11 protein-coding genes and 1 riboswitch are annotated in these 23,279 nt (G+C 69.1%); of the genes, 6 read left to right on the plus strand and 5 right to left on the minus strand.

The genetic code is table 11. The features are described from left to right. Positions 1–63 precede the first annotated feature (63 nt). From RBB84_RS06910 to RBB84_RS06920, 3 genes are all read left to right on the plus strand, one after another. On the plus strand, positions 64–897 hold the full coding sequence (locus RBB84_RS06910) for a DUF3097 domain-containing protein (protein WP_006551524.1): 834 nt from the start codon (positions 64–66) through the stop codon (positions 895–897). Between the two features lie 631 nt (positions 898–1,528). Next, complete coding sequence (locus tag RBB84_RS06915; protein WP_006551526.1) at positions 1,529–1,969, plus strand: NfeD family protein; 441 nt, start codon at positions 1,529–1,531, stop codon at positions 1,967–1,969. Between the two features lie 2 nt (positions 1,970–1,971). Continuing rightward, the gene (locus tag RBB84_RS06920) at positions 1,972–3,213 is read left to right on the plus strand and encodes an SPFH domain-containing protein (RefSeq protein ID WP_024100834.1); all 1,242 of its coding nucleotides are present in this window, start codon (positions 1,972–1,974) and stop codon (positions 3,211–3,213) included. Between the two features lie 129 nt (positions 3,214–3,342). Here RBB84_RS06920 and RBB84_RS06925 read toward each other — a convergent pair whose 3' ends face one another. After that, the gene (locus RBB84_RS06925) at positions 3,343–4,410 is read right to left on the minus strand and encodes a DMT family transporter (RefSeq protein WP_064256282.1); all 1,068 of its coding nucleotides are present in this window, start codon (positions 4,408–4,410) and stop codon (positions 3,343–3,345) included. 142 nt (positions 4,411–4,552) lie between these two features. After that, a riboswitch (glycine riboswitch) is annotated at positions 4,553–4,642 on the minus strand. Positions 4,643–4,774: 132 nt separating this feature from the next. On the opposite strand from RBB84_RS06925, the gene RBB84_RS06930 reads away from it, so the two are divergent. Both RBB84_RS06930 and RBB84_RS06935 read left to right on the plus strand, forming a co-directional pair. Beyond that, complete coding sequence (locus RBB84_RS06930; RefSeq protein WP_197481839.1) at positions 4,775–6,100, plus strand: DUF2254 domain-containing protein; 1,326 nt, start codon at positions 4,775–4,777, stop codon at positions 6,098–6,100. Positions 6,101–6,177: 77 nt separating this feature from the next. Continuing rightward, positions 6,178–6,387: a DUF2945 domain-containing protein gene (locus RBB84_RS06935; protein WP_006551530.1), complete on the plus strand. Its 210-nt coding sequence runs from the start codon at positions 6,178–6,180 to the stop codon at positions 6,385–6,387. 17 nt (positions 6,388–6,404) lie between these two features. Here RBB84_RS06935 and RBB84_RS06940 read toward each other — a convergent pair whose 3' ends face one another. The 3 genes from RBB84_RS06940 to RBB84_RS06950 all read right to left on the minus strand — a co-directional run bounded on the left by RBB84_RS06940 (position 6,405) and on the right by RBB84_RS06950 (position 8,284). Next, entirely contained in the window at positions 6,405–6,920 is a 516-nt protein-coding gene (locus RBB84_RS06940) for a hypothetical protein (RefSeq protein ID WP_006551531.1), read from the minus strand. Next, the gene (locus RBB84_RS06945; RefSeq protein WP_033096639.1) at positions 6,917–7,498 is read right to left on the minus strand and encodes a SatD family protein; all 582 of its coding nucleotides are present in this window, start codon (positions 7,496–7,498) and stop codon (positions 6,917–6,919) included. The genes RBB84_RS06940 and RBB84_RS06945 overlap by 4 nt, the downstream gene beginning before the upstream one ends. An 81-nt stretch (positions 7,499–7,579) precedes the next feature. Beyond that, positions 7,580–8,284: a DUF6875 domain-containing protein gene (locus tag RBB84_RS06950; protein WP_006551533.1), complete on the minus strand. Its 705-nt coding sequence runs from the start codon at positions 8,282–8,284 to the stop codon at positions 7,580–7,582. A 577-nt stretch (positions 8,285–8,861) separates the two neighbouring features. Between RBB84_RS06950 and RBB84_RS06955 the strand changes: the two genes are divergently transcribed. Beyond that, positions 8,862–22,610: a non-ribosomal peptide synthetase gene (locus RBB84_RS06955; RefSeq protein WP_064256281.1), complete on the plus strand. Its 13,749-nt coding sequence runs from the start codon at positions 8,862–8,864 to the stop codon at positions 22,608–22,610. On the opposite strand, the gene RBB84_RS06960 is transcribed toward RBB84_RS06955, so the two are convergent. Further along, positions 22,589–23,260 carry a TVP38/TMEM64 family protein gene (locus RBB84_RS06960; protein WP_006551536.1) on the minus strand — a complete coding sequence of 224 codons (672 nt, stop codon included), beginning with the start codon at positions 23,258–23,260 and terminating at the stop codon, positions 22,589–22,591. The two genes, RBB84_RS06955 and RBB84_RS06960, sit on opposite strands and share 22 nt — an antisense overlap. Positions 23,261–23,279: the final 19 nt, after the last annotated feature.

Here is a 23,279-nt window from a genome sequence, read left to right on the forward strand (position 1 = left end):
CGCGCACGGCGGTCCGGCGTGGCAGCGCGAGCGGTCCCGCGCAATGTCCTAGGGTGGACTGGCGTGAGCCCACGCGATATCTACGGCGGCGACATCTACGCCGGTCACGCCCGCACCAAGAAGAAGGCCGTTCCCGAACTCGCAGCGGAGCGCGGCGTCGTCGTCGAGGACGCCGCATCCGGCTGGTGCGGCGCGATCGTGGGAATCGAGAAGACCCACGACGGCGACTTCGTGCGGCTCGAGGACGCGCAGGGACGCACCCGTCTGTTCGCGATGCGCCCCGCGGCCTTCCTGGTCGACGGAGCACCCGTCACCCTCGTCAAACCGAAGATCCGTCCCGCCTCCGCACCGACGAGATCCGCCTCGGGATCCACCCGGGTGGAGGGTTTGCGCGCACGCGTGGCGCGGGGAAGCCGGATCTGGGTGGAGGGCGTGCACGACGCCGCCCTCGTCGAACGGGTGTGGGGGCACGACCTGCGGGTCGAAGGCGTGGTCGTCGAACAACTCGAGGGCCTCGACAATCTCGGCGCCAGGCTGGCCGAGTTCGAACCCGGCTCGGGCCGACGCGTCGGTGTGCTCGCCGACCACCTCGTCACCGGGTCCAAGGAGGAGCATCTCACCGCGAATCTAGGTCCGCACGTGATGGTCACCGGCCATCCCTACATCGACGTGTGGCAGGCCGTGAAACCGAAGGCCGTGGGCATCGACGCCTGGCCCTCCATTCCGCGCGGACAGGACTGGAAGACCGGCGTCTGCCGTGAACTCGGCTGGGGCACGCCGCAGGACGGCTGGCGGCGCGTCTACAACGCCGTGAACTCCTTCCGCGATCTCGAATCGCACCTCATCGGCGCCGTGGAGCGCCTCGTCGACTTCGTCACCGAACCCGACGAGGGCTGACCGAGCGCAACCATGACGGTGGGGTGGGTGTCCTGGAGCGACAGCGCCCGGAACAGGAACATCGGCCGGATGCGGCGGTCTGCCGGCGACCGGACGAAGGTGCGGTCGGCGACGGGTACATCGTCCTCGATGTTTGCGCGAACGCGCTGTGCGGGAGTGACTTCCATTGCCGGACTCCTCGGGTGCGAAGCCTGGGGAACGGATGCGGACATCAGCTGTCGGTGGAGGGGGAGGGCGGCTTCGTTGTCGACGAATCGTCGTGCGACCGGGTGGTAGCGAACGGTGCGGCCCGCTTCGACGATCCATTCGACGGCGCGCTCGTACGGGTCCTCGATGTCGTCGATGGCCGCGTGGAACCGCGTGACGAGCTGATCGAGCTCCCACGAGGAGCGAACGCGCGGGGGTGATGCCGGTAGTTCGGGGACGGTATCACCGATTTCACAACGGCAGAAGGATGCGTTTCGGTTGCCTCCACTTATGAAGCCGGGGTGACATTCCGGTCGGGACGGAAAGCCGAAGAATATAGAATTACCGACCTGAGATCTTCCCTGCGGAAAGCAGCCTCGAGGACGAGGGACCAAGACCGCTTCCTCCACCAGGGCATCTGCCAGGATGTCCGATTTGTGGTTCGATGGTGATCGTGGCCGCATTGATTTGGTTGATCGCCGGAGTGGCGTTGGCGGCCGGCGAAGCGCTCACGGGCGATTTCGCGCTGCTGATGCTCGGCGGTGCAGCGCTCGTCACCGGCGGTGTCTCCGCGGTGACCGATCTGCCCGTCTGGATCGACGCGGTGATTTTCGCCGTGGCCTCGCTGGTTCTGCTGCTCGGTGTCCGGCCGATGCTGAGGCGCCGGTACTCCCAGCCGCCCGCTCTGCCCACCGGGATCGACGCTCTCCCGGGCAAGCACGCGTTGGTCCTCGAGCAGGTGGGGGAGCATTCCGGGCGCGTGAAGATCGACGGTGAGGTGTGGACCGCCAGGCCGCTGGACGCCACCGAGGTGTACGGGCCGGGAACGACAGTGACAGTGATGCAGATAGACGGCGCGACTGCCGTCGTGTGGAGGGGTGTCTGAGGATGGAAGCTCTGATCGTGCTCGCCGTAGTGGTGGCACTGGTCGTGGTGGTCGTGGCCAAATCGGTATCGCTGGTACCGCAAGCGGAGGCCGCGGTCATCGAACGTCTCGGCCGGTACTACCGGACGGCGTCGGGTCAGCTCACCTTCCTGGTGCCCTTCGTCGACCGCATCCGCGCGAAGGTCGATCTACGCGAACGTGTCGTCTCGTTCCCGCCGCAGCCGGTCATCACCCAGGACAACCTGACGCTGAGCATCGACACGGTCGTGTACTTCCAGGTGACGAACCCGCAGGCGGCGGTCTACGAGATCAGCAACTACATCGCCGCGGTCGAGCAGCTCACCGTCACCACGCTCCGCAACGTCGTCGGCGGAATGACCCTCGAGGAGACGCTCACCTCCCGCGACTCCATCAACGGTCAGCTCCGCGGTGTGCTCGACGAAGCGACCGGCCGATGGGGCCTGCGTGTCGCCCGGGTCGAACTCAAGAGCATCGATCCGCCGCCGTCGATCCAGGAATCGATGGAGAAGCAGATGAAGGCCGACCGCGAGAAGCGCGCGATGATCCTCACGGCCGAGGGTCACCGTGAATCCGCGATCAAGACCGCCGAGGGCGACAAGCAGTCGCGCATCCTCTCCGCCGAGGGTGCGAAGCAGGCCGCGATCCTCGAAGCCGAGGCCGACCGGCAGTCGCGGATCCTGCGCGCGCAGGGTGATCGCGCGGCGCGCTACCTCGAGGCCCAGGGCGAGGCGAAGTCCATCGAGAAGGTCTTCGCCGCGATCAAGGCCGGCAAGCCCACTCCGGAGCTGCTCGCCTACCAGTACCTGCAGACCCTGCCGCAGATGGCCCAGGGCGATGCGAACAAGATGTGGGTGGTGCCGAGCGACTTCGGCAAGGCGCTCGAAGGATTCGCGCGGACGCTCGGCGCGCCCGGCGAGGACGGCGTCTTCCGCTTCGAGCCGAGTCCTGTCGACGAGGAACTGCAACGGCCCGAGGACGACAGTGCCGAGGTCGAGGATTGGTTCGCGACCAAGCGCGACCCCGAGGTGGCCCAGGCCGTCGCCGAAGCCGAGGCGGTCGCGCGCAAGCCGGTCGACCCCGCAGTGCGGACGGGTCTCGCCACGGAGGGGACGCAGGGGGGTGCCGGTGAAGGACAGTCGGCGTTGCCCGCAACGCCGCCGGCGCAGCGCTGGATGACGAACGACGCATCCGAGCAGCCGGCCGAGCCGCCGCAACAGCAGTAACGGAAACCGGTTCAGTGGGAGGGCGCGCCGACCGGCGCGCCCTCCCACTCGTCATCGGCGGCCGAGCATCGGCAGTGTCATCGGCGGCCGAGCATCGGCAGTGTCATCGGCGGCCGAGCATCGGCAGTGTCATCGGCGGCCGAGCATCGGCAGTGCCATCGCCACCACGATGAGACCGGCGCCCGCGGCGGCGAGCACGGTCACGGACTCTCCGAAGGCGACCATGCCGATCATCAGCGCGACCACGACTTCGAGGTAGGACAGGCCGGACAGTTCCGCGGCGCGGAGGTGCTTGCCTGCGACGACGAGCAGCCCCAGCGCGAACAGACCACAGACGACGAAGAACCCACCGGCCCACAACCAGTGCGTCGCGGTCATCCCCGACAGGTCGGGTCGAGTCACCGCGACCATCCCACCTGCCGCGACGGCGCCGAAGACGAAGTTCCACAGGGACCGGACGTCGGACGGCATGTCGGTGCGATAGCGGTAGCACAGCAGGGCCCCGCCGTAGAAGACTCCCGAGGCAGCGCCCAGCACGGTACCCAGCGTCTCGTGCTCGCCCCCGGACGATTCACCGCCCACCAGGCCGGCGGCGAGCAACATGCCGGCGAACGCCGTGCCGATCGACAGGGCGTCGAGGCGACCGACCCTCTCCTTCAGGAACACCCGGGCGAGGGCCGTCGCGACGACGGGGCCGAGGTAATGGAGAACCACGGCACGGGACAGGTCGGTCAACACCGTGGCGGACAGATAGGTCGCGAGGGACAGTCCGAGGAGCACACCGCCACCGACGACCGACCAGGACAGGCGGGTCCGGCGCAACTGTCCGAGGCGGCGGGACAGCGCGATCAGGACGAGCATGCCGATCGCTCCGACCGCCATCCGCCCGAGCGTCAGTGCTTCACCGAGCACCGCGCCTTCGGGAGTGGCCTTGCGGCCGAACAATCCTGCGGCGCCCATCGCGGTCGCGGACAGCACGATCGCGGCGATCCCGAGTCGCCGGTTCGTACGCGGCGGCGACTTCGGGGCGGGGGAGGAAGGGAGAACAGTGCCACGCGACTCGGTCGGTGCAATTTCGGCGCGCTGCTCGAGCAGCGCATGATCGGCTCGCGAAGGCGCGCCCAGGGCATCATCGGCTCGCGAAGGCGCGCCCAGGGCATCATCGGCGCGCAGGGGCGCGCCCAGGGAAACGGTCACACGTCTACCTCGGGTCCAGGGTGCACGAAACGAGCACCAGCGGGTGTTGTCGTTCCCCGCTCTGTCATCGGACCTGAGAGCTTTCGCGGACGGAGCCGCTTACACCTTCGGTGAACCCGGAAGAGTTGCTTTCCAGAGGAGCCTCGCCGCGGCGGTCTGGGGGCCTGAGAGATTCCCGGGGAGGTTGCTCCTTCGGCGCCCGCTGTGTGCGGGACTCTCCCGCCGCGGTTCGGTGGCTGTTCAATTGTCCGTCGAGTATCTCATGGACTCGTCGTGACCGCGCCGCAGGGGACATCCGGTGCGCGTGCCCACAGTTCGCTGCGAGTGCCCGCGGTGCGGAGACCGGATGGTTAGCTTGGTCGACATGAGTGCTCTGCCGAGACCGTGGATGCAGTTGCGGATCGCCGCGGGCGTATACCGATTCCGGGAGAGTCTGTTCGCGCTGCCCGCGCTGGTCGTCGTCGCCGGAGCCGTGCTCGCGGAGGTGAGCGGCTACATCGATCGGGCCTTCGGCCCCTTCGCGTGGGGCATGAAGATGAACAGCAACGCCGCGATCTGGCTGCTGAGCACCGTGGCGGGTGCCACGATCACCACCGCCGGTGTCGTCTTCTCGTTGACCGTCGTGAGCCTGCAGTTGGCGAGCAGCCAGTTCTCGCCGCGGGTGATGCGGTCCTTCATCCGGGATCGGGCCAGCCAGACGGTGATCGGGGTGCTGGTGGCGACCTTCGTCTACTGCGTGCTGACACTGCGCCACATCGGCGCGGACGACGCCGCACCTGCCCCGACACTGTCGACCACCCTCGCTGTGGTCCTCGCGGTGTCGACCGTGGTGCTCATCATCGCCTATCTCAACCGGCTGGCCCACGGTCTGCAGGTCGGGGAGGTGGTGCGCAGCATCGCCTCGGAGGCCGAGAAGGTCATCTCGAACACGAGCCGGAGTTCGCGCGGCGAGATCCACGTCGACCGGGTGCCGGAGCCGGATTTCACCGAGGGGGCGACGGTGTACGCCCGGCGCGACGGCTGGGTGACCCAGGCGCCGGCCGAGCTCGTTCTCGCCGTGGTACCGCCGGGTTCGGTCGTGCGGATGGAGACGCGTCCCGGCGCGTACATTCACTGCGGGGAACCGCTGCTACGGATCCATCCGAAGCCGGAACGGGCGGTGGTCCTGCGGCGGCTCGAGGCGGCCGTGGAGATCTCGAATACGCGCACCATGCAACAGGACGTGGACTTCGCGCTGCGGCAACTCGTCGACATCGCGCTGCGCGCACTGAGCCAGGCGATCAACGACCCGACGACCGCCACCGAGGTGGTGCTCCGGCTCGGCAGTCTGCTGCGCACCCTGCTGGTCACCGACAGTCCGGTGCCGGCGATCGGGGGTGCGGACGGCCGGATTCTGCTGCGTCCGTGGATCCTGTCGCCCGACGAGTACGTCGAGCACGCCTTCGAACAGATCCGGCAGGCCGGCTCGGCGCAGCTGCACGTGGCCACGGCGCTCGCCCGGGTGCTGCGCATGCTCATCGATCATCTCTCCGAGCAGGGGCGCACCGGGTCGGTGCCGGCCTTGCAGCACCAGTTGCGTCTGCTCGTCGACGCGGTGGTCGCCCGGCCCGAGTTCCGTCCGGAGGACCTCGAACGTTTCCGTGCCGTCGCCGAGGGGTCCGCGGATCCCGCGGAGCATCGGACGGACTGATCGTCCTGGGGTGTAGGACCGATGGGAGACGGCTATCCGACTGCCACAGGAAGCGAGCCGATCGGGAGGACGACGACATGGCGACCCACTTCTCCGTCGGTGACCACGTCCGATGGAACTCCGAAGCCGGATACGTCGAGGGCGTGATCATCGCGAAGCACACGGAGGACGTGGAGTTCAAGGGGCGCACGCGGCGGTGCAGCGAGGACGAGCCGCAGTACGAGATCCGGAGCGACAAGACCGATCACGTCGCGATGCACAAGGGGAGTGCGCTGAAGAAGACCTGACGGTGGAGATCCCGGCGTCAGGTGATCAGCGCCTGCCCGACTCCGCACACCGCGACCGCCCACAGCACCGAGGTGGACGTGCCGATGATGAACTGTTCGGAGGCGTTCGGCTCGCGTAGTTCGGGATAACGGGCGAGACCCTTCACCGCCATGATGACGGCGATCCCTTCAGGCCATCCGGCGAGGATCGAGGCGGTGACCGCTCCGCGTTCGAGCACGCCGATGACGCGTCCGCCGCGGAGCGGGCCCGGGGGAGGGGTGGGCTCGGGACCGGCATCGGGTTGCCGCCGCGCGATCCGGAACGCCACGAGGACCGCGGGTCCGCCCCCGGTGATCGCCGCCGTGGCGGTGAGAATCAGCGTGGCCGCGAGCGCGACTCCCTGAACCGGTGTGGTCGCGGTGGCGGCGAGGGCTGAACCGGCGAGACCCGCAATGCTCAACGAGGCGGCCGGCCACACCGGCATGCTCGGGCGCAGCGCGAGTGCGGGTGCGAGAGCAGCCACGGCCAGGCACACCAGTGAGAGGACGGTCAACGGTCGGCCCTTTCCAGGAGTCGCCGCACGAGTTCGCGTCCGGCCAGTTCGGCCTGCCACCCGGCGGTGGCGAGGCGCTGGGACACCGCTTGTTTGCTGATGCCGAGACGCTCGGCGATCCGCGCCTGCGACAGGCCCTGACGAGCGAGGTCGACCGCCTCGTGCCCCTGGTCTGTGCGGCGCAGGACGACGGTGGCGAGCAGGGTGAGCGCGGCGTCGACGTCGGCGGTGGCCTCGGTGTCGTCGCCTTCGGCCGCGACCTGCCCAGGGGCGTTCTTGGCGCGTTCGACGGCGGTGCGGGCGTGTTCGAAGGCGGGTCCGCGGCCGGCGCGTGTCTGTTCGGGGAGCGGGGTCTCTACCGGGCCGATTCCCACCCCGATACTCCAGCGTTCCCTCCGGAGGAGGTCGAGGACGAGATCGACGACGAGGGCGGGATCGTCCGCGACGGCCTGGACCTCGTCGCCCGCGGTGCGATCGAAGGGCCGTACCAGCGGAACATCCTGCAGTTCGGTGAGGAGGTCCGCCACGCGGTCGATGTCTCGGCGGCTGCTCCGCTGGTCGACCGTCAAGACGAACATGCGTCAAGTGTGAGGGCTTGATTGTCGATAATCAAGACCTGAAGCTTGACGCTCGGAATGTGGGACAGGGACGCGTACAGCCTATCGGCCCGGCTCGTTCCCCGTCAGCTCATGATGGGCGGTGATCGCGTCCACCGCATCGCCGTCGTACTTCATCCGTTTCGCGATGGTGAGGCGGAGTGTCGACGGCAGTGCCGGGGCGAACTTCTTGAAGTAGGCGCACAGCCATTCCTGGCGACCAACGAGAAACGGGAAATCGGTCGTCATCATGTGGCGGGCGACCAGCATCGGCAACGGGGCGTCGAGTGGATGGAAGTCGTGATTCCACAGACCCGGCTGGGTGCAGCCCGGGTAGAACTGGCCGAGCATGAAACCGTGTTCGACGAACCGCGACTTGAATTCCGTGTGGACGACGTCGATCACCTCGAAGCCGGTGAGGTCGGGCAGTACGGTCACGAGCGTCTTCAGGCTCCGGTCGCGATCGTCCTCGCGTGAGAGCGTCGTGTACAGGTCGAACTGGTCCTCCACGATCGTGCCGAGTGCCCCGGCGTCGATTCCGGATCCGTGGACGAATGCAGCTCCGAAGAGCTGCTTGCCGATCGACGGGCGAACGAACGGGCACACGGGCCCGCTGCGGCCGAGGTCGGGGTTGGGTTCGGTGAGATACCCGCTCGCCCACCTTCTCAACAGGTGGGCGCTCGCTTCGTCTGCGTACTCGGAGGTTTCACCGAACAGGTCCACCCAGACCGTGCCCGAACGAGGTCCGATTCGTCTCTGGATCGGCATCTGCGCTTCCTCCCTCCAGGGGATGGATGTCGCGTGTTCGTGGGAACTGGGGAGGGTTCCCGGGAAGGATTGTCGGAAGGCTGTTTCGAGCAATAGACATGAAAGAAGTGGAAATTGTTGCAGTGCAACATAATCGACTGCACCGGTCCGGCCTCGTGCATCGTCCGCTCTCGTGGATTCAGTACTCGTGCGACCGTCGGGCCGGGCGTGAATTCCCCTTCGTCCGGAGTTTACCGAGAGTTTTGCATTCTAAGTTTGTAAAACGAGCATAGCGCGGACGGAAGGTTTCTATCCATCCCATCAAACAAACCTAAGGTTTATGGTGTCAAAATGCCGAATGTCGGGATGTGCGAGCGTCGTCCTCTGCGAGATGTCCTGGTCGCATCTCGATCTCGTTCTACTGCACGGCATTGCAGCAACCCCGTCCCCGTCCTACGCTGACGCATACATTCTCGAAGCGGCGTGCAGACTCGGTCGTTCCCGCTCGCGAGCTGTGCACGATGCTCGAGGGCATCCGGCTCGACGAGGCGCTCCCGTTCGCCGCTGCCGCTGCACACATCCTCGTGAAGGGGGCGCTGTGGCCACTCCCGTCGCAGGCACCGCGCAGAACTCCGACGACGCGCGCGCGGGTGCGTTTCCGCTGACTCCGGCCCAGTACGGTATCTGGCTCGCCCAGCAACTCGTACCCGAAGTCCCTTTCGTCATTGCCCAATACGTGGAGTTCCGTGGAGAACTCGATCTCGAGTTGCTGAAGTGGGCGTCGACGACCGCCGGTCGGGAGTTCGAGACCGTCCTCCTGCGCCTCGTCGACGTGGACGGCCGTCCGTACCAGGTCGTCGACCGGGACCTCGATGTACCCACCGAGGTCGTCGACCTCCGTGACGAATCCGATCCGCGGGGGGTGGCCGAGGAGTGGCTCCGGCGGGATGTGGAAGCACCCGTCGACCTGATGGCAGACCGGTTGTGCCGCATAGTGGTTCTGCGCACAGGTGATGCCAGTTACCTCGTGTACGTCAAAGCCCATCACATCGCGCTCGACGGGTTCGGAGCGATGATCATCGTTCGCAGGGGAGCCGAACTCTATTCCAGGGCACTCGCCTCCCGGAGTTCCGGCCAGGACGGGGCCCCGCCGGACAAGCCGCCGCCGGACAAGCCGCCGGCGGATCTGCGGACGTTGTACGAGAAGGACCGGCAGTATCGCGCGTCGAACCGATTCGTCGCGGACCGTGAGTACTGGAGCGAGCGGATCCGCGACCTGCCCCATGTCGACACCACCGAGGTGCCCCCGGCGGTCCGGACCATCACGGCGGAGACGGATCTGTCGGACACTGCGGACGTCTACCTGTCGGGGTCCCCGCCGACGCGGGACGCCTCCTCGGCCGCAGTGGTACTCGCGGCCGCCGCCTGTTTCTTCTCGCGGCGGTCGGGACGGTACGACGTGCTCGTGAACATCCCGGTGTCGGCGCGGACGACGGCCGAGCTGCGACGCTCCGCCGGAATGCTCGTCAACGTGGTTCCCCTGCGGATCCGGGTGGATCCGAGCGAACCCGTCGAGGATCTCGTCCGGCTGATGCAGGTCGAGCTCGTCGGAGCCCTCCGACACCAGGCGTGCGGACTCGACGACATCCGCCGGGCGACATCCGAACCGGTGTCCCGCTTCTCGGTCCCCCTGGTCAACGTCATGCTGTTCGATCAGCAACCCGTACTGGGCGACATCGTGGGAACACCACATGTCCTGTCGCGCGGGCCCGTCGGGGACCGGCTGATCACCGTCCACCGCCGCAGTGTGCCGGTCGGCACCGTGATCGAATTCCGGGCGAATCCGAACAGATACGAGGAGAACGAGATACAGGCGCAGTGCATCTGTTTCACCGAGATCCTCGAGCAGTTCGTCGCAGCCGACCCTCGAACGCCGGTCGGTTCGATCCACCCGCCGAGCGCCGGAGCGGCCGCACCTCGTTACCGGCGGAACACCGTGCTCGATCACTGGCGGCACCTTCTGGCCGGTGCACCTACCCCGCCCGCCCTGTCACCGTCCACGCAGGCACCTGCCGGTGGACGGGCGGGCAACGCGGGATCTGCTTCGGCGTGGGCGCAGTTCGTCCATCCCCTCGGCATCGGACCGGGTCGAGCGAGCGCCGAATGTGCCGACGATCGTGTCCCGATCCTGCAGGCTGCCACCGCGATCCTCGTCGCCAGGTCGAGTGGTACCGACGACGTCGTCCTCGGTGTCCCTGCCCCGGCCGGTACCGCTCCTGCTCGCACGGTTCTGCCCCTACGCACCCGGGTGCGCCTCGACGAGCCGTTCCGAGATCTCCTCGAGGACATCTCCCGGGGGACTCGGGACGCTCTCGCACACGCCGACATACCTGCCGCGACACTGCTCGACGCGCTGGCGCCGACACGGAACGGATCGCGCGCCCCACTCTTCCGCGTCACCGTCGAAGGACGGGGCGATGCGGACAGGGAGGTGGAGAACGCCGTCCTCGGCGACGTCGGCCTGCGTATCGATCTGGAGCGTCCGCGATCCGGCGACGGTGCCGGGCGCGAGTCGACGTCCACGGACGTGCTCCGCATCCGATACGCCACGGACGTCTACACCGCGCCGACCGTCGAGCGCATCGCCCGCCGACTGGAACGTATCCTCCTGACGGTCGAAGAGGATCCGGAGATACGGGTCGGCGACATCGATCTGCTCGACGCAGCCGAACGGACCGCACTCGCTCCCGTGACGGGTCCGCCGCCGGTGACCGAACGCCTGCTGCCGGAAATCCTCACCGACGCTGCACTCCGCACCCCCGCGGCCACCGCAGTGTCGTGCGGCGAGACCCGGATCGACTACCGGGAACTCGACGAACGATCGAATCGGCTGGCCCGCATGCTCGCCGAGCGCGGCGCAGGACCGGAACGTTTCGTCGCGATCGGCATGGCCCGGTCCGTCGACTCGATCGTCTCGATCTGGGCCGTGGCGAAGACGGGCGCGGCCTTCGTCCCGGTGGACCCCGCCTATCCACCCGTCCGGATCGAGTACATGCTGCGCGACTGCGGCGCCGTGCTCGGACTCACCACTACCGGCGAACGGTCCCTGCTTCCCGGCACCGTGCCGTGGACCGCGGTCGACGATCCGGAGGTGGTCACGGAGACGACGCGATACACCGGGTCTCCGGTGACCGACACGGACCGGTGCGCGCCCGCGCGTTCGGATCAACCCGCCTACCTCATCTACACCTCCGGATCGACGGGACAGCCGAAAGGCGTGGTCGTCACCCACGGGGGACTGTCGAACCTCGTCGCGCACACCCGCACCCTCGCCGACCACGACGCGCGGGTCTGGCACGGGACATCCCCGAGCTTCGACCTGGCGGTACTGGAGTTGCTCGTGGCGTTCGGCTCGGCGGCGCACCTGGTGATCGGCCCGCCCGATGCGTCCGCCGGTGACGACCTCGCACATGCATTGCGCGCCGAGCGGATCACCCACTTCTGCACCACTCCTGCGGTCCTTGCAACGATCGATCCGGCGGTCCCCGAGGACCTGTCCTTCGTGAGCGTCGGCGGTGAGGACTGCCCGGCATGGCTCGTGGAGAAATGGGCGCCGGGCCGCCGCATGGTCAACGGGTACGGGCCGAGCGAGATCACCGTGCAGATGGCGTCGGAGGACCTCGTGCCCGGCAGACCGGTCACCGCAGGCACTCTCGGACCCGGATTCCGGTCCGTCGTGCTCGACACACGCCTGAATCCGGTGCCGCCCGGGGTGATCGGCGAGCTGTATCCGGCAGGACCTGCCCTGGCGCGGGGATACCACCGGCGACCGGGGACGACGGCGACGCGGTTCGTCGCCGACCCGTTCGGGCCGGCGGGGTCGCGGATGTACCGCACCGGCGATCTCGTGCGGTGGTCGACGAACGACGACAGCGCAGAGAACGACAGCGCAGCGGCCACCTCGGGTCTGCGGCTGATCTACGCGGGGCGCGCCGACCTGCAGGTCAAGGTGCGGGGGCGGCGCATCGAACTCGGCGAAGTGGAAGCAGCACTGCTCCGCCACCCCGACGTCGAGCAGGCCGCGGCGGTGGTCCGGCGCGAGACCGGATCCGACCGGGTCGTGGCGTACGTGGTGCCGCGCACCGGTTCGGTCCCGGATGCCTCGACGATTCGTGATGCGCTCGCGGCGGAACTCCCGGATTTCATGGTCCCGGCTGCGGTGGTGCCGCTGGCAACTATGCCGATCACGGCCAACGGCAAGCTGGACCGTGCCGCGCTGCCGGCCCCGGACCGCCGGGGCGTACTCCATCGTCCTCCGCGCACGGGGCTGGAACGGACTCTCACGGGGGTCTTCGCGGACGTTCTGCATCTGTCCCCGGATCGGGTCGGCGTCGACGACAACTTCTTCGAACTCGGAGGCGATTCCCTGTCGGCGACCGGCGTCGTGGCGGGGATCCGGTCCGCACTGCACGTCGAAGCACCCATCAGGATGCTCTTCGAAGCACCGACGATCGCCGAGTTGGCACCGCGCCTCGCGGAGTGCGGTGTCGCCCGGACGCCGTTGACACCCCGACGCCGACCCGACCGGATCCCGTTGTCCTACGCGCAGTCCCGGTTGTGGTTCATCCACCGCTACGAAGGTCCGTCGCCGACCTACAACATCCCCATGGCGGCACGCCTGACCGGACGGCTGGACCTCGCCGCGATGAGGGCGGCGTTCGCCGATGTCGTGGCGCGTCACGAGTCGCTGCGCACGGTGTTCGAGGAAGCGGACGGAGTCGCCTTCCAGCGCATCCTGCCGCTCGAGCGGGCCTCGTTGTCGCTGCCCGTGCGGGCGGTGTCCGCCGACGAGGAGCAGGCGGCCGTGCGCGCCGAGGCGCGGCGGCCCTTCGACCTGTCCACCGACATCCCGGTGCGAGCCACCCTGCTGCGGACCGGTTCCGACGACCACGTGCTGGTGCTCGTACTGCACCACATCGCCGGCGACGGCGCGTCGATGGTGCCGCTGGTGCGCGACATGCTGCTGGCATACGCGGCCCGCTCGGCCGGGACCGAACCGCGATGGGGTCCGCTGCCGGTGCAGTACGCCGACTACACCCTGTGGCAACGGGAGGTGCTTGGGGACGAGGACGAGACGGGAAGCATCCTGCACCGGCAGTTCTCCTACTGGCGAGAAGAACTGGCCGGGGTCCCGGAATGCCTTTCTCTTCCGCTCGACCGTCCCCGCCCCGCGGTGCAGTCCTTCCGCGGTGGCCGGGTGGAGTTCACGATCCCCGCGGAGTTGCGCATCGCGGCGGACGACCTGGCTGCCGAGCACGGGGCCACCGCGTCGATGGTCTTCCAGTCGGCACTCGTGGTGCTCCTGCACAAGCTCGGTGCGGGAGACGACATCACGATCGGTGGTCCGGTGGCCGGGCGGACCGATGAGGCTCTCGCCGATCTCGTCGGATTCTTCGTCAACACCTGGGTGCTGCGCGTGGACGGCATCACCGGACGATGGACGCTCGCCGATGTCCTCGACCGCGTGCGGGCCAAGGCGCTGGCCGCCTACGAGAACCAGGACGCGCCCTTCGAACGGTTGGTGGAACTGCTCGCCCCGACGCGCTCGACCGCCCATCACCCGCTGTTCCAGGTCGCATTCGCATTGCAGAACAACCCGCTGCCGAGTCTGGACCATCCGGACATCCACGTCGAGATGCTGCCCGTCGCGACCGACATCGCGCGGTTCGACCTGTACATCAGCGTGTCGGAGCGCGCGTCCGCCGAGGACGGCGGGCTGCTCGGCAGCATCGAATACGCGAGCGATCTGTTCGAGCGCGACACCGTCGAACGATTCGCGGACCGGTATCTCCGTGTCCTCGACTCCCTCGTGAGATCGCCGCACCGACGGGTCGACGCTGTCGACCTGCTCGATCGATCGGAGCGCGACCTGCTCCTCGACGCGTGGAACGGCCCGGCTGCCACCACCGATGACCGGACGGTTCCGGCCGTGCTCGCCGAACGGGTCGCGGCGACACCGGACGCACCGGCGCTGACCAGCGTCGCCGGCCGATGGACCTACCGCGACCTCGATGCCCGGGCCAACCGGCTGGCTCGTCTGCTTGTCGAGTTGGGTGTGGGGCCCGAGTCCGTGGTGGTCGTCGCCCTGGATCGGTCCCCGGCACTGGTCGTCGCTCTTCTCGCGGTGTCGGCGGCGGGTGGCGCCTATCTGCCGTTGGACCCCGCCTATCCGAGCGAACGCACCGCCTTCGTCCTCGCCGACGCCGCGCCCCGCGTGCTGGTCACCGACAGTCGATTCACCTCACATGCGACCCCCGCCGTCGTCGTGGTCGTCGACGAGGCGGGCCGCCCGACGTCCCACGCCCTGCCCGACGATGCGCGACCGCTCACCGACTTCGACAGGATCGCGCTGCTGCACCCGTCGAACACCGCGTACACGATCTACACGTCCGGTTCCACGGGTGTCCCGAAGGGCGTGGCCGTCACGCATCGGAATCTCGTGCACCTCGTCGAGCACGGATGGACCGGTTCGCGACCGCGACACCGGATGTCGCTGGTGTCCTCACCGGGTTTCGACGCGTCGGTGTACGAGATCTGGCCCGCCCTGATCGGCGGTACCGAACTGGTGCTCGCGCCACCCGGTCTGCTCGATCCGTCGACGGTCGCGCGGATGATCTCCGAACACGGTGTGACGACGATGTTCGTCCCGACACCGCTGTTCCACGCCCTCGCCGACCCCGCCGTCGTTCCGGAGCGGGTGTGGGACGGTGTGGACCAGGTGGTCACGGCCGGTGACGTGCTGTCCCCGGAGGTCGCACGCCGCTTTCACGAATCGCATCCCTCGACGTTGCTCGTCAACGCGTACGGACCGACGGAAACGACGGTGTGCGCGACGATGTACCTCATCGAGGACGCGTTCGCCCGAGGAGACCGCGCGTCGGTCCCGATCGGCACGCCGATCCCGGGAGTGGCGGTCCTCGTCCTCGACGCCGGACTGCTGCCGGTGCCTCCCGGTGTCCCCGGCGAGTTGTACATCGCCGGGGACGGGGTCTCCCGCGGATATCCCGGTCGTCCGGCCACGACCGCGGCACGATTCGTGGCATCTCCGTTCGGCGGGCCGGGGGAGCGGATCTACCGCACCGGCGACGTCGTGCGGTGGATCCGCTCGACGAGCGATGCCGAGGGCCCGGGTGGGCACCTGGAATTTGTGGGCCGCTGCGACGATCAGGTCAAGGTCCGCGGCTTCCGGGTCGAACCCGGTGAGATCGAAGCGGTCCTGGGTGCGCATCCGGCGGTGGCCCGCGCCGCCGTGGTCGTGCGGGAGACTCCGGGCCACCACGAGACCGGACGACTGGTCGCGTATGTGGTGCTCGACCGGGAACAGACACTGCTCGCCGACCCGACCCGCGCGACCGGCACCGTCGAGCGGTGGAGGGCACTGTACGACGACGTGTACTCCGCGCCGCCGCCCGAGGACAGCGGCGACACCGGCGCCTTCGCGGGTTGGAACGCCACCGACACCGGGCAGCCCATCCCGGTCGAGCAGATGTGGGACTGGCGCGACGCCGCAGTGCGGGCCGTGCGGCGGCTCCGGCCCCGGCGTCTGCTCGAGATCGGCGTGGGCTCCGGTCTCCTGCTCCGAGAACTGGCCCCCGACTGTGCCGAGTACTGGGGCACGGACTTCTCGGCCCCGACGCTCGAGACGCTGCACTCCGCCGTGCGATCGCAGCCGTGGGCCGATCGGGTGACGTTGAGGACGCAACCGGCGCACGCGACCGAGGGGTTGCCCCAGCGGTACTTCGACACCGTCGTGCTCAATTCTGTGATCCAGTACTTCCCGGATGCGGCGTATCTGCTCGAGGTGCTCCGGAAGATCCTGCCGCTGCTCGCACCCGGCGGATCGATCCATCTCGGCGATGTCCGGAACCTGGCGCTGCTGCCGTACTTCGCCGCCTCCGTGGAACTCGCCCGTGCCGACGGCACCGAGACCGCGGACACGATCCGCGAACGCGTCCGCCGTGCCGCGCTCTCCGAACGGGAACTGCTGCTCGCCCCCGAGTTCTTCACCGGTCTGCTCCGTCGTCTGCCCGGTGTCACCGGGGTCGACATCGAACTCGGCCGGATGCGGACGGCCAACGAACTCGGCCTGTACCGCTACAGCGTGGTGCTGCACACCGGTACCGGACCCAGGTCGCTCGCCGATGTTCCGTGCCGGACCTGGGCGGGATTCGGAACACTCGCCGCGTTCGCCGACCGGCTACGGACCGACCGTCCCGACGCCCTGCGCGTGACCGGCGTACCGCACACCGCCCTGCAGTCCGTGATCGCCGCGACGACCTCCCTCGATGCGATGCCCGGCCACACGCTCGTACCGGAACCGGACCTCCGGCCACGATCGGACGGCATCGGTCCTGCGGACTTCGATCTGCTCGGCGCCGAACTCGGCTACCGGGTCGCCGTGACGTGGTCGCAGGAACCGGGATCGATGGAGGTGATCGTCTTCCGCGACGACCCGGACGACAAGGCCGATGCAGCGCTGACCGATGTGTACCGTCCGGCCGATGACATCGGCAGCCTCGCCCGCTATGTCAACGACCCCGCCGCAGAGGAGCGACTCGACGACGTCCGTCGCTTCGTCCGAGAGCGGTTGCCCGACTACATGGTTCCGGCCGCGTTCGTCCACATGGCCGACCTGCCGGTGACGGTGCACGGCAAACTCGACCGCCGCGCGCTGCCGGCCCCGGAGGTCGCGACGCGGAGCGACAGCTACATCGCACCGACCACCGACACCGAACGGGTCCTCGCTCGGGTGTTCGCCGACGTGCTCGGCGTCGACCGGGTGGGAACACAGGATTCGTTCTTCGCTCTCGGCGGCGATTCGATCATGTCGATCCAGCTGGTCGCGCGGGCCAAAGCTGAGGGACTGGTGCTCTCGCCCCGAGATGTGTTCGAACACAAGACCGTTGTAGCGCTCGCCGCGGCGGTCACCCTGGCCGGACGGGCCGCGCCGACGCTCGAGGAACTGCCGGGCGGTGGCGTCGGCGACGTTCCGCTCACCCCGATACTGCGGTGGCTGGTCGGGCACGGCCGAACGTATCCGCGCTTCTGCCAATCGGTGTCGGTTCCGCTGCCGGACCGACTCCGCGAGGCCGACCTTCTCGCGGCCCTGCAGGCGGTCGTGGATCGGCACGACATGCTGCGGGCGCGGCTCCACGCGGAGCCCGGAACGCCTGACGCGCTGCATCTCGAGACACGGCCCATCGGATCCGTCTCGGCGTCGTCGATCCTGCGCCGCGTCCGGGTCGACGACCTCACGGGGCCCGAATTCACCGCGATCGCCGCCGCCGAGCACGCTGCCGCGACCGGACGGTTGGATCCCGGGAGGGGAGTGATGTTGCAGGCGGTGCGATTCGAGGCGGGACCCGCGTCGCGGCTGTTGCTCGTGGCACATCATGCCGTGATCGACGGTGTCTCCTGGCGGATCCTGCTGGGCGACCTCGCTGCTGCGGCGGCTCGACTCGAACACGGACTCGACCCGGATCCCGCACCGACGGGCACCTCGATGCGCCGCTGGGCGCACGGTCTCGTCGAGGCGACCCGCCGCGGCACGCGCGCGGCCGAACTGCCGTTCTGGATCTCGACCCTGTCGGGTCCGGATGCGCTGCTCGGCGCCAGAGAGCTGGACCCCGCGGTCGACGTCGGGGCCACCGTCGACACCGTCACCGTCGAGGTTCCCGCTCCCGCGACCACCGCGCTGCTGAGCGTCCTCCCGGTGGCCTTCCACGGGAGCATCGTGGACGGTCTCCTCGCAGCCCTGGCCGGAGCCGTCGTCGCGCAGCGCGCCGAGCGCGGGATCGACCTCGCTCGGGTGCTCGTGGCGTTGGAAGGGCACGGCCGGGAGGAGCAGGTCGTGCCGGGAGCCGATCTGTCCCGGACGGTCGGATGGTTCACCGCGGCCTATCCGGTGCGACTGGACCTGACCGGTATCGACGTGGAGGCCGTGGAACGCGGCGGCACCGCAGCGGGAACCGCGATCAAGACCGTCAAGGAACACCTGCGTGCCGTTCCCGACCACGGGATCGGATACGGGATGCTGCGGTATCTCGACGACGAGGGCCGCGCCGCGCTCGAACCCCTGCCGGCACCCCGGCTCGCCTTCAACTTCCACGGCCGGAGCACGCTGCCGGACGCCGTCACGGACATCGACTTCGGCGGTGGCCTCGATCCCGCTCAGCCGGTACCGGCGGTGATCTCCGTCAACGCCATGGTCGTCGACACCGCTGACGGTCCGGTGCTGCGCGCGGATCTCGCCTATGCGACCGGGGTGATCGCCCGCCCGGAGGTGTCGGATCTGGCCGAACGGTGGCGACGCATGCTGAGCGGCCTCGCCCGTCACGTCGCCGAACCGGGCGCGGGAGGGCACACCCCGTCGGATCTGCCGCTGGTCCCGTTGAGCCAGGAGCGCCTCGACGAGCTCGAGCGCCGTTATCCCGGCCTCGAGGACGTGTGGCCTCTCACCCCCTTGCAGACCGGCTTCCTGTTCCATGCCCTCCGGAACGATTCGATCGACGCGTACACGGTGCAACTGACCCTGCACCTGGGCGGTGTCGTCGATCCGCGACGCCTCCGGCGGGCGGTGGCCGCCCTGGCGGCGCGGCATCCGAACCTGCGGGTGAACTTCGTCTTCGACGGGGAGTCCCCGCCCGTGCAGGTCGTGCAGGCGTCGGTCGAACTGCCGTTGTGTGAGCGGGATCTGAGCGATCTGGACCCCGAGGATCGTGTGGTGGCACTGGTCCGACTGCAGACCGAGGACCGGACGCAGCGTTTCGACACGGCGCACGGACCGCTGGTGCGCCTGAGCCTGATCAGGATGGGACCGGACGATCACCGGCTGGTGTTCACCAACCACCACATCCTGCTCGACGGTTGGTCGGCGCCGTTGTTGCTGAAGGAACTCCTCGTGCTGTACGGCACCGAGGCGGACACCGGGGTTCTCCCGCCGGTACGTCCCTACCGGGACTACGTGCGGTGGCTCGTGCAGCAGGACCCGGCGCCCGCGCGCGACGCCTGGTCGCGGTACCTGGCCGGTCCGGATCGGCCCACGCTGGTCGCCCCAGGCGCCGAGCAGTCCTCCGTGCAGGCCCTGTCCGAGGAGACCACACGGGCGCTCGATCCTGCGGACACCCGGCGCCTGGAGGCCTTCGTCCGGGACCTCGGACTCACCGTCGGCACGGTGGTGCAGGTCGCGTGGGGGATCGTGCTGGCGAAGCTCACCTCGCAGCGCGACGTCGTGTTCGGATCGACCGTCTCCGGGCGGCCCGCGGAGGTCGACGGGGTCGAGGAGATGATCGGCCTGTTCGTCAACACGGTTCCCGTGCGGGTCCGGCTCGACCCGTACGAGACGCTCGCCGTGCTCGTCGAGCGAATCCGTGCCGAGCAGACCGCGCTGCTCGACCGGCATCACCTCGGCCTCACCGAGATCCAGCAGGTCGCCGGACCTGCCGCCGGGTTCGACACCCTGACGGTGTTCGAGTCGTATCCGGTCGACCGTGCGGCTCTGTCCGACGCGGTCGACATCGCGGGCATGCAGGTGCGCGAGGTCACCGGACACGATTCCGGCCACTATCCGCTGACCCTCATCGCACACGTCGACGACGCGCTGCGGCTGCGACTGAGTTACCGTCCGGACCTGTTCGACGGGGCCGCGGCCGACGCGATCGTGTCGCAGGTCGCCCAGGTCCTCGAGGCCGTCGTCGACCGGCCGGAGGTGCCGCTCGGCCGCCTCCGCCTGTTCGGGGACGAGGTGCCGGTCGTGTCCGCTCCCGGCACCGCCCCTTCACGGATGTGGACGGAGATCCTCGACGACTGGATGTCACGGTCCCCGGAGTCCGTCGCCGTCGTCGATGCGGGCAGGCAGTGGACCTACGCGGAGCTGGACGAGCGGGTCGAGCGGCTCGCACATCTGCTCGTCTCCCGCGGAGCAGTACCGGAGACCACCATCCTGGTGGCGATCCGGCGATCGTTCCTGCGGGTCGTCGCGATGCTCGCCGTCGTCCGCGCCGGTGCCGTCTACGTGCCCGCCGACCCCGACCAACCCCGCGACCGCGTCACCGCGATGATCCGGACGGTCACACCGCTCTGCGTGCTTGTCGACGGACCCGAACCGGCGGTGCCCGACGGGGTATCCGTCGTGCCCGTCCGGGACCTCGACCTCGACGGTGCGCCGGCAACGCCGGTGCCGGATATCAACCGCCGCGCGCCGGTGCGCGCCGACAACACGGCGTACGTGATCTTCACGTCCGGATCGACGGGCACGCCGAAGGCGGTGACCGTGACGCATCGCGGTATCGCCGAGCTGGTCGATCGGCTCTCGACGGTCGCCGACCGCGAGTCGCGTGTCGCGCAGGCGATGTTGCCGGTGTTCGATGCCTCGTTGCTGGAGACGATCGTCGCGTTCTCGGCCGGGGCGCGGCTCGTCGTGGTGCCACCCGGTATCGCCGCCGGCGACGACCTCGAGCGTGTGCTCGCCGACGAGGAGATCACGCACCTGTACACCACACCCGCGGTGCTGGCGACGCTGGATCGGGACGCGCTGCCGGCTCTGACCTTCGTGAGCGTCGGTGGCGAGGCGTGCCCGCCGTCCCTGGTGGAGACGTGGGCCCGGAGCCGTCACATGGTCAACGGCTACGGTCCGAGCGAGGCCACGGTGATGTCGAACCTGCTCGATCCGCTCGTCCCCGGCGAGAATCCCACCGTGGGACCGCCGATGCCCGGTTTCGACGAGTACCTGCTGGACTCGTACCTGCAACCCGTCGCCGGCGGCGCGGTGGGGGAGCTGTACCTCGCCGGACCGGGTCTGGCGCGAGGGTATGCGGGACAACCCGGCCTGACCGCGACGCGTTTCGTCGCCGACCCCCTCGGCGCACCGGGGCGCCGGATGTACCGCACGGGGGACCTGATGCGCTGGACCCGCACCGCGGCGGGCGCCGAGCCCGTCTACGTCGGGCGCAGTGACTTCCAGATCCAGCTGCGCGGTCTGCGCATCGAGCTCGAGGAGGTCGAGGCGGCACTGCTCCGGCATCCGGCCGTTGCCCAGGCCGTGGTCGTAGTGCGTGACGACGGTAGCGGCGACCGGCTGGTCGGATATGTGGTGCCCACCGGGACCGTTCCGATCGAGGCGCCCGAGATCCTGCATTTCGCGGCCGCCGGACTGCCGCGGTACATGGTCCCGTCGGTGATCGTCGTGCTACCGGGCCTGCCCGTCACCCCGAGCGGGAAGGTGGACAGGTCGGCGTTACCGGCGGCCGCGCCGGTCGGGGCTTCCTACCGGGCGCCGCGCACACCGACCGAAGGTGCCGTGGCCCGCGCGTTCGCCTCCGTCCTCGAACGCGACCGGATCGGGATCGACGACAACTTCTTCGACCTCGGCGGCAACTCGCTCGCCGCGACCGCCGTGGCATCGAAGCTGCGCAGCGAGCTGGGCCGGGAAGTTCCCCTGTCCCTGGTCTTCCTCGACCCCACACCGGCCGGCCTCGCGGATCGCCTCGACGAGCCGACGGCGACCACTGCTCCGACGACCGGCATGTTCGATGTGCTGATCCCCCTGCGAGGGCACGGTCACCGCCCACCGGTGTTCTGCGTACATCCCGCGATCGGCTTGTCCTGGGTGTACGCGGGACTGCTGCGCCACCTGCCGGATCGGCCGGTGTACGGGCTGCAACTGCCGTACCTCTCGGGCGGACCCCTCGACGCGACGCCCGCCGAACTGGCGCACCGCTACGTCGAGGAGATGCGGGCCGTGCAACCGCAAGGTCCCTACACCGTGCTCGGCTGGTCCCAGGGCGGACTGATCGCCCACCACATGGGTGTCGAACTGCGCGCCGCGGGGGAGACCGTCGACCTGGTCGTCCTCGATTACTACCCGCTCGAACGCGAGCGGCGTGCCCACACCCACGCGGAGCTGCTGGCGGGACTGGGCATCGAACTGCCTCACGCGACGCCGGACGAGATGACCTCCGAGCAGCTGCTCGACGCGGTGAACCGCAGTCTCGGGCACGAGACCGGACTGTCCACCGCCGACCTGGAGCGGATCCTCACGGCCTATGCGCACGTCCATCGGGCCGCGCCGACGCTCGACGTGCGATGTTTCGACGGCGACCTGCTGTTCGTCGCCGCGGCGCGATCGCTCGGCACGGACGACGGTGCGTCACCGGCCCTGTGGCGGCCGTGGGTGTCCGGCACGATCACCGAGCACACGATCGACTGCGACCATCTGGAGATGATGACCCCGGCCGCGCTCGCCGTCCTCGGTCCGATTCTGGCCGACTATCTCGTCGCCGGATCCTGATCCGGCTCGACGACGGCGTCGAGCGCCGAACCGGCGGGCTCGGGGAGTCGAGCCTCGAGCAACAGCCCGGCGAGACCGAGCGCGATGCACACCCCGGTGATCACCATCAGCCGCGGATCGGTCTGCCCGGTCAGGGCGTCGCCGAGGAGTACGACCGCCACGGTGCCCGGCAGGATGCCCACGACCGTCGCGAGTGTGTAGGGGACGAGACGGACCGCCGAGACGGCGCAGCAACAGTTCACGACGAAGAACGGGGCGGCGGCGATCAGCCGCAGGGAGCCGACCGCGAGCCATCCGCGGCGTGCCAGCCGCAGATCGATCGCTTTCGCCGCCGGGTGCGTGAGGCGCGATTCCACGGCCTTGCGTCCGACGGCCCGCACGAGCAGGAACGCCAGGACGGCGCTGACCGTGGAGGCGGCGACCGTTACGCCGATACCGACGGCACTGCCGAACAGCACGCCGGCGCTGAGGGTGAACACCGTGCGCGGAATCGGGGCGATCGTGACCAGGGCGTGGACGGCGAAGAACGCCAGGACAATTGCCGGGCCGTGCACCGATTCCGACCACTCCCGGATCTGGGCGATCGTCGGATGCGGCACCACGAGAGCTACGACGACGAGAGCCGCCACCAGGCCCAGGATGCCGAGCACTCTGCGGTCTGCGGCAAGC

The organism is Rhodococcus sp. D-6 (assembly GCF_040256695.1).
Lineage (GTDB): Bacteria > Actinomycetota > Actinomycetes > Mycobacteriales > Mycobacteriaceae > Rhodococcus > Rhodococcus pyridinivorans.

Coding starts and splice junctions, on each gene's coding strand:
- RBB84_RS06915 (WP_006551526.1), top strand. CDS start 1,529: ATGGTGATCGTGGCCGCATTGATTTGGTTGATCGCCGGAGTGGCGTTG.
- RBB84_RS06920 (WP_024100834.1), top strand. CDS start 1,972: ATGGAAGCTCTGATCGTGCTCGCCGTAGTGGTGGCACTGGTCGTGGTG.
- RBB84_RS06930 (WP_197481839.1), top strand. CDS start 4,775: ATGAGTGCTCTGCCGAGACCGTGGATGCAGTTGCGGATCGCCGCGGGC.
- RBB84_RS06935 (WP_006551530.1), top strand. CDS start 6,178: ATGGCGACCCACTTCTCCGTCGGTGACCACGTCCGATGGAACTCCGAA.
- RBB84_RS06945 (WP_033096639.1), bottom strand. CDS start 7,498: ATGTTCGTCTTGACGGTCGACCAGCGGAGCAGCCGCCGAGACATCGAC.
- RBB84_RS06950 (WP_006551533.1), bottom strand. CDS start 8,284: ATGCCGATCCAGAGACGAATCGGACCTCGTTCGGGCACGGTCTGGGTG.